General features: G+C 73.4%; 5 protein-coding genes and 1 pseudogene. 3 read left to right on the forward strand and 3 right to left on the reverse strand.

Annotated elements, in window-relative coordinates:
• On the reverse strand, positions 1 to 840 hold an 840-nt coding region (locus SNE206_RS39490), incomplete at its 3' end, for a glycoside hydrolase family 11 protein (protein WP_407918427.1).
• 659 nt (positions 841 to 1,499) lie between these two features.
• Between SNE206_RS39490 and SNE206_RS39495 the strand changes: the two genes are divergently transcribed.
• Both SNE206_RS39495 and SNE206_RS39500 read left to right on the forward strand, forming a co-directional pair.
• Complete coding sequence (locus SNE206_RS39495) at positions 1,500 to 1,931, forward strand: hypothetical protein (RefSeq protein ID WP_407918428.1); 432 nt, start codon at positions 1,500 to 1,502, stop codon at positions 1,929 to 1,931.
• 261 nt (positions 1,932 to 2,192) lie between these two features.
• The gene (locus tag SNE206_RS39500) at positions 2,193 to 2,450 is read left to right on the forward strand and encodes an amphi-Trp domain-containing protein (protein WP_407918429.1); all 258 of its coding nucleotides are present in this window, start codon (positions 2,193 to 2,195) and stop codon (positions 2,448 to 2,450) included.
• A gap of 174 nt (positions 2,451 to 2,624) precedes the next feature.
• Here the strand turns inward: SNE206_RS39500 and SNE206_RS39505 are convergent, their stop codons facing one another.
• The gene (locus SNE206_RS39505) at positions 2,625 to 4,823 is read right to left on the reverse strand and encodes a bifunctional polysaccharide deacetylase/glycosyltransferase family 2 protein (RefSeq protein WP_407918430.1); all 2,199 of its coding nucleotides are present in this window, start codon (positions 4,821 to 4,823) and stop codon (positions 2,625 to 2,627) included.
• 82 nt (positions 4,824 to 4,905) lie between these two features.
• On the reverse strand, positions 4,906 to 5,376 hold the full coding sequence (locus SNE206_RS39510) for a hypothetical protein (RefSeq protein WP_407918431.1): 471 nt from the start codon (positions 5,374 to 5,376) through the stop codon (positions 4,906 to 4,908).
• A 962-nt stretch (positions 5,377 to 6,338) separates the two neighbouring features.
• Between SNE206_RS39510 and SNE206_RS39515 the strand changes: the two are divergent.
• Positions 6,339 to 6,576: pseudogene (locus SNE206_RS39515) on the forward strand (peptidase M4 family protein); the annotation flags it as partial.

The following is a 6,576-nucleotide window of genomic DNA, read 5'->3' on the forward strand; positions in this document are numbered from 1 at the left end:
CACGGTCCAGTTGCTGGAACCGCTCACCGACACGTTGAGGTTGTACCGGTCACTCCACTTCTGACCCGCCGACACCGTCGCCGTGCAACCACCACCCGTACCACCGCCACCGCCCGTACCACCGCCGCCGGTCGAGCCGCCGGAGTCGCCCAGCGTGATGTTCGAGTTGCCGCTGCTCTGGTACCCCTCGGTGGCGAGGACCATGTAGTTGAAGCTGCCCAGGCTCATGCCCTTGCCGGCCCACGCGTCGAAGTGGTTGCCGGTGGTGATGGTGCCGCCGGTCTTCTTCGACTGCCGGACGCTCCAGTACTGGTTGAAGGTCCGGGTGCCCTCGATGGAGGGGGCGTTGGTCCGGGTCGTCTGGTAGATGTCGTAGGTGCCGCCGTCGCTGGTGACCGTGCCCTTGAACGTGCCCGTGGGCCGGTAGGTGCCCCAGTTGTCGACGACGTAGTACTCGACGAGCGGGTTGGTGGTCCAGCCGTAGAGGGCCAGGTAGGCGTTGCCGGACGGGTTGAAGCTGCCCGAGTAGTTCACGCTCCGGCGCCCGCCGGTGCTCCAGCCCTTGCCGGCGACGAAGTTGCCGCTGTTGCTCCACGAGGTGCCGTAGGTGCCGCCGGCGCCCAGGTTCATGGAGACGGATCCGCCGCCGTCGGTCCAGAACGAGTAGTAGTAGCCGTTGTTGGTGCCGGTCTGGTTCGAGGTGATGGTCGTGTCGGCACCGGCGGTCGCCGGCACGGCCAGCGAGGCCACGGCCAGGACCAGGGCGCAGACGCTGCCGACGAGCAGCCTGAGCCGGCCGCGGCGCGCGCGGCTCCCGGGACGGGTGGGGGCGTAGGTCATCGGTGTGTTCCTCCTGGCGGGGGTGGGTGGGACGGCCGGGGGGCACGGGGCGGCCCGGCCGGGGCCGTCGACGGACGGGTGAGGGTGACCACGGTGACGGCGACCGGCGGGCGGTCACCGTGCACCGGCGTCGGGCGACGCGTCCGGACATGGCCGGTACCCGTACGCCCGGCCGCCGGAGGACCAGGTCGCGGTGGCGACCGGATCGGTCTGTGGCTGAGGTCCGTCAACGGCGATCAGTGTTGATCTGACCCTGTCGACTGTCAACGGTTTCGACCGTAATCGCGAAAGCTTTTTCTCCAAAGCAGCGCCTGCGTCAGGGATTTGCGCTGTTCAAAAGGCACTGTCGCGCGATCGGTCCGGAGATCGACCGGACCGTTCGACAGGAAGATCCTCGATCAGCGCCACATGTGTCGAAACATTTCGCCGTACGTGCCGATCGTTCAGCCGGAGCCTCCGCGGACGGACCACACCCGTCGGCCCCCGCGGCGGGGCCGCGGAGGCAGGGACGGGGACGGTGGCAGGCCGTACCCCGTCGCCCGATCGGGCGACCGTTGGGCGCGTTCTCCGCGGGCTGCACTGCCGCACCGCAAGGATCGTCCGTGTGCGCCCCTACCGGGAGTCGCACCGGCCCCACTCTCACGAAGGAGACAACCCTCATGGCCCCGATCCCCAACGGCATCTACGGAATCACCAGGCAGCGCGAGCAGTACCTGACCCTCCAGGACGCGAAGGCCCCGGCCGTCCTGCTGCCGGCGACCGGCCAGCCCGGAGAGCAGGAGTGGCAGATCGAGAGCCTCTCCAACGGCAACGTCACCATCAAGAACCTGCGGCACGAGACGTACCTCAGCTTCGACGGCGTTCCCGAGATCAACAAGATGCTCCGCGGCTCCTCGCAGGGCACCGAATGGCAGCTCCGGCAGTCCGCCCAGCCGCAGGCGTTCCACATCGTCGTCCCCGGCGGCCCCATCGACGGCGTCGAGCTGACCGCCGACCTCAGCCTGTTGCGGATCTTCCCGCCGATGACCGCGCTGCGGCCGCTGGAGCCGGAGGACGTCCGGCAGGCGTGGCGCTTCGAGTTCCACGAGTAGGCCCACCCGCCGTCCGCCGCCGTCCCGCACCGGTCCCGGGGGACGGCGGCGGATGCACGCCAGGGCCACCTCGCCACCCGCGCACGGGGGGCTGCCGCACTCACCGGCCGCTCCACGAGCCGCCACCGCGCGCCGCATCGACGAGCCGCCACCGCGCGCCACCGACGGCACGTCGTACAGCACCGCCGCCGCCGGGCCGATGCGGAGGAGCAGGCCCAGAATGGGAGGCATCTGCTGTTCCCACCGGCCCGGGAGGCGTCCGTGAAGGACCTCGAGTTCACCCAGAAGCGCACCCTGTCACGCGCCGAGGCCGCCGATCAGCTCGACGCCCTGGCGGCTGCCGTCAGGCGCGGCGGCCAGGCCGAGCTGAACCTCGGCCCCGGCAAGCTGACGCTGCGGATTCCCGACGAACTCCACACCGAGATCGAGGTCGAACTGGACGACGGCGAGGTCGAGCTGGAGATCGAGATGTCCTGGCGGACGGACCGGCCGGACCGGGCCGAGGACACCGCCGACTGACGACCGACGGCCGACGACCGGCGGCTGACGGCTGACCGCTGACGACTGACGGCCCGGGGGCGGCGCGGCCGCCCGTCCCGGCGCTGCGGAACACGACGGTCCGTACCCCGGCGGGCCGGCCCGCGGGTTCCCGCCGATGCGGACCGGCGGTCCGTCCGGGGCCCGACGGCCGCGCTACCGCCCGCTGCGCGGCTCCCCGGCGGCGGCCTGCTGCGGCAGGGGCACCTGCAGCGCGCCGTAGCGCTGCATCCGCTGCCAGCGCAGGCGGGAGCCGGCAAGAGCGGTGAAGACGGACTGGATGACGACCAGGTACATGAGCTGCCGGTAGACGAACTGCTGCAGCGGCAGTGTCCACAGCGGTCCGAGGCGTTCGCCGTCCAGCCGGAAGGCGTACGCGCCCATGGCGGCCTGGAGGACGAGGAAGGCGCCCCACAGTCCGATGATCCGCACCGGGTCGAGGAAGACCAGCCCGTAGAGCGCGAACACGTCGACGACCGGCGCGAGCAGCGGCAGGAGCACCTGGAACACGAGGAGGTAGAGCAGCCCGCGGCGGCCGAGCTTGCCGGCCTGGCCGCGCTGGGCGAGCGCGCCGCGGTGCTTCCACATGGCCTGGAGGGTGCCGTAGCACCAGCGGTAGCGCTGGCGCCACAGGGCACCGAGCGAGGCGGGGGCCTCGGTCCAGGCCTTGGCCCGCTCCTCGTAGACGACCCGCCAGCCCTGCCGGCACAGCGCCATGGTGAGGTCGGTGTCCTCGGCGAGGGTCTCCTCGCCGACGCCGCCGATGCGCAGGAGCGCGGAGCGGCGGAAGGCGCCGATCGCCCCCGGCACGGTGGGCATGCATTCGGCGAGGTCGAAGAGGCGGCGGTCGAGGTTGAAGCCGACGACGTACTCGATGTGCTGCCAACGACCCAGCAGACCACCGCGGTTGACGACCTTGGCGTTGCCGGAGACGGCGCCGACGCGCCGGTCGGCGAACGGCTGCACGATCATGCGGACGGCGTCCGGTTCGAGGACGGTGTCACCGTCGACCATGACCACGAGTTCGCCACGGGCGTGCGCGAGGCCGTTGTTGAGCGCGGCCGGCTTGCCGGCGTTGGCCTGCCGGATCACCCGGACCCGGGGCAGGCGGAGGGACGCGACGAGGTCGGCGGTGCCGTCGGTGGATCCGTCGTCGACGACGATCACCTCGACCGGGTGGTCGGAGGCCACCAGGGAGCGGACGGCCGCCTCGATGCCGGCGCTCTCGTTGTAGGCGGGCACGATGACGGACACCGGCGCGGTGACCGGCAGGCCCCAGCCGCGGGCACGGATCCGCTTGTGACGGCGGGCGGCCAGCAGCAGGATCACGGCGCGGAGGACGCCGATCGCGCCCGCCGCCCACAGCAACCGGCCGAGTGCCCCGACGATCCAGGAGCTGGCGTCGAGCGCCCCGACGAGGGCCAGTCCCTGCCAGTGCTCGGCGGTGGTGGCCGGGTGGACGGGATCGGCCATCCCGACCGCGTCGGAGACCGTGGCGAACCGCAGGCCGTCGGCCTGCAGGCGCGGCAGGAGGATGTCGAGCGCGGCGACGGTCCGGCTGCGGTCACCGCCGGCGTCGTGCATCAGCACGACCTGGCCGTCCCGGCCCGTCGGGGTGGCCGCGGCGACGATGCGGTCGGTGCCGGGCCGACGCCAGTCCCCGCTGTCGAGCGTGGTGAGCACGGTGAGGTAGCCCTCACGGCCGGCCTGCCGGACGGCCTCCCAGCCGGCGTCGGTGAGGGCGTCGTTCTCCGAGGAGTACGGGGGGCGCAGGAGCGGGGTGGTGACGCCGGTGGCCCCGGCCACGACCGTCTGGGCCTCGCGGAGTTCGAGGGACCGCCGCCAGGCGGGGGCGGCGGCGAGGTCGGCGTGGGTGAAGGTGTGGATGCCGATCTGGTGGCCCTCGGCGACGATGCGCCGGGCGAGCTCCGGATGGGCGGCGACCTGGGTGCCGACGACGAAGAACGTGGCGTGCACGTGATGGCGGCGCAGGACGTCGAGGATCTTCGGCGTCCACTCGGGGTCGGGGCCGTCGTCGAAGGTCAGGGCGATCGTCCCGGCTGCGGGGCTCGCGGTGCGCGGCCGGTCACCGGACGGGTCGACGACCGGTCCCCCGGTGCGGACCTCCTCGGGCACCGACGCGGCCGCGCCCTGCGCGGGGGCGGCGCCGTCCGCGGCGTGGCCGTACATGTGCTGGGTGTAGCCCTGCAGCAGAAGGGCCGTGGTCAGGGTCAGCACGAGAGCGGTGAGAAGCAGCCAGTGGGTGCGCAGCGGGACCTGGCGGACCATGCGGCGGCGGCCCAGGCCTGCGCGGCGGGCGCGGCGGGCCGCTGGGGGTCGGGTGGTGCTGGTCACGGGTGGTTCGCTCTCCGGATGGTCCTGGGTATGGCGGCGGGGAAGGCCGGGTTGCCTGGTGCACCCGGGCCGCCGGGTCCGTTCAGGGGCTCTTGGTGGGCCGGCGGCCCGGTTGGGCGGTCGACTTGCCGTGGGTCGGTCCGGGTGCGGCCGTGGCGGTCGCCGGGGTCGCCGGACGGCCCGTGGCCGCGGTCGGCGTGGCGGTCCGCTGCCCGGTCGTGGGGGTGGTCGTCGCGGTGACGCGGGGGGTGGAGGCGGCGGTGCCGGGCGTGCCCGCCCCGGGGCGGTCCGCCGTCGGTCCGGTGGTGGTGCCGGTGCCGGCGGGCGCAGTGGGCGCGGGGGTGGCGCGGGCCGGGCTCTGCGGCAGGAACGGGGCGTCGAGGGTCGGCCCGCCGATCGCGCTGCTCGCCAGCAGTGCGAGGTAGCCGGCGGCGGGAACGACGAGGAGGCGCCCGGCGCGGCGGATCCGGCGCTGGCGGCGTCCGCTGCCGTCGACGAAGACGGGTGGCGGCGCGGCGGACGCAGGGTCCACGAGCGGTTTCTGGTCGATCACCGTGGTTGCTCCACATCGAACCGGGCGGCGGGTTGCAGCAGGACGGACGTGGTACCGGCGCCTGCTCGTCACGTACTTCAGCGCCGTGGCCTGCGCGGCTGTCACACCCCTCGGCCGACCTCTTTCCGGAGGTCCGCCGCCGGGGCACCGTGGCAGGAGCGGGTGACACGTTCCGGGCCGGCGGCGCTGATGCAGCAGCAGGAGGGCGATCCGGGGTGCCGTGCCGGTCCGTGGCGGACGGCGGTGCCGTGCACCCGGTGCCACCGGCCGTTCTCCGCGAATTCCGGCCCGTGTTCCGCCCACGGGTCCGCCGGTGATCCCGGCACGGTGGATGCCGCCTCAGGCATTCGTCTCTTTCTCGTGCCGGAAATTCCCCCGGCCGTTCCTGGCCCGCCGACCGGAACCGTGCCGGAAACCCTTCGACCGTCGTGTGTCCCGCGCCCGGAAATCCGCCCCGGCGGCCGGAAAGTGCACACGGACGGTTCGGGCACACAGCGACTCCCTGCACGCCCACCCGGGTCCTCCCACCTGGCTCCCGGCCGCTAGCGTCGGTCGATTCGCGGCACAAGTCCGCGCACATGGCGGAATCACGCCAGGCCCCCGGGGGTGCGGCCGCGGATTCCGCTCGCGCAGGCCCCGCGCGTCCACCGGCCGGGGGGACCGGCCACCCGTCCCCGCACCCGCAGGGACTTCTCCGGCGAAGCACTGCTGTGACGTCCGGGAAATGTTCCGCATTGGCGAGACCACGCCAATGCGGGGAGCTGGTCTTTCGCCTGCGCCTGATCCTTCGTCATGATTCCGGCCAGCTCCCCGGAACGTCTCCGGCGCCTCCCTCACGGCCGTACCGGCAACTCCGTGGAGCCTGCATGCCCGCGCCCGTTCCGCCCCCAGCTCGCGCCGATCGGCGCCTCGGGACGTGGCGCCGCCGCACACCCGCGGTAGACCCCCGGAAGGAACCGTTCGTGAAGCGAAAGCTCGCAGCCGGAGCCGCTCTGTCCGCCTCGGCCCTCCTCGCCGGCGCGATCCAGGTCGGCACCGGATCGGCGCAGGCCGCCCCGCAGCCGAACCCGGCACAGCAGCGTGCCGCGCTGATCGCGCAGGCCGGTGCGGACGCCCCGTCCGCCGCCCGCACCCTGGGCCTCGGCAGCCAGGAGTCCCTGGTCGTCACGGACGCCGTCGTCGACGCCGACGGCAGCCGGC

The organism is Kitasatospora sp. NE20-6 (assembly GCF_045862635.1).

Coding starts and splice junctions, on each gene's coding strand:
- SNE206_RS39495 (WP_407918428.1), top strand. CDS start 1,500: ATGGCCCCGATCCCCAACGGCATCTACGGAATCACCAGGCAGCGCGAG.